At 58.8% G+C, this 1,125-nt stretch carries 1 protein-coding gene; it reads right to left on the reverse strand.

Annotated features, from left to right (window positions below):
• Positions 1-1,125: elongation factor Tu (tuf, locus tag IEX44_RS20810; RefSeq protein WP_188698839.1), on the reverse strand; the 1,125-nt coding region annotated here is incomplete at its 5' end.

The following is a 1,125-nucleotide window of genomic DNA, read 5'->3' on the forward strand; positions in this document are numbered from 1 at the left end:
TTACTCAACGATCTTGGCAACAACGCCGGCGCCAACAGTACGGCCACCTTCACGGATGGCGAAGCGCAGACCTTGTTCCATGGCGATCGGGGCGATCAGAGCAACAGTGATGGTCACGTTGTCACCTGGCATCACCATTTCGGTACCTTCCGGCAGGCTGATCGCACCAGTCACGTCCGTAGTACGGAAGTAGAACTGCGGGCGATAGTTGCTGAAGAACGGGGTGTGACGACCACCTTCATCCTTGGACAGAACGTAGATCTCAGCGGTGAACTTGGTATGCGGGGTGATGGAGCCCGGCTTGGCCAGAACCTGACCACGCTGAACGTCTTCACGCTTCGTACCACGCAGCAGCGCGCCGATGTTGTCGCCAGCCTGACCTTGATCCAGCAGCTTGCGGAACATTTCCACGCCGGTACAAGTCGTCTTGACGGTCGGAACGATACCGACGATTTCCAGTTCTTCGCCAACCTTGATGATACCGCGCTCAACACGACCGGTAACAACGGTACCGCGACCGGAGATCGAGAACACGTCTTCCACCGGCATCAGGAAAGTACCGTCGATGGCACGTTCCGGTTCCGGAATGTAGCTGTCCAGTGCGTCGGCCAGACGGAAGATGGCGGGTTCGCCGATTTCCGACTGGTCGCCATTCAGGGCCAGCATGGCGGAGCCGTGGATGATCGGGGTGTCGTCGCCCGGGAAGTCGTACTTGGACAGCAGGTCACGCACTTCCATTTCAACCAGTTCCAGCAGCTCGGCGTCATCCACCATGTCGCACTTGTTCAGGAACACGAGGATGTACGGAACGCCAACCTGGCGGGCCAGCAGAATGTGCTCGCGGGTTTGCGGCATCGGACCGTCAGCGGCCGAGCAAACCAGGATCGCACCGTCCATCTGGGCAGCACCGGTAATCATGTTCTTCACGTAGTCAGCGTGACCCGGGCAGTCGACGTGCGCGTAGTGGCGGGTTGCGGTTTCGTATTCAACGTGTGCTGTGTTGATCGTGATACCGCGAGCCTTTTCTTCCGGCGCGCTGTCAATCTGGGAGTAGTCTTTGGCTTCGCCACCGAACTTCTTGGACAGAATGGTGGTGATCGCTGCGGTCAGCGTGGTCTTGCCGTG

Source organism: Silvimonas amylolytica, from assembly GCF_014645555.1.
Lineage (GTDB): Bacteria > Pseudomonadota > Gammaproteobacteria > Burkholderiales > Chitinibacteraceae > Silvimonas > Silvimonas amylolytica.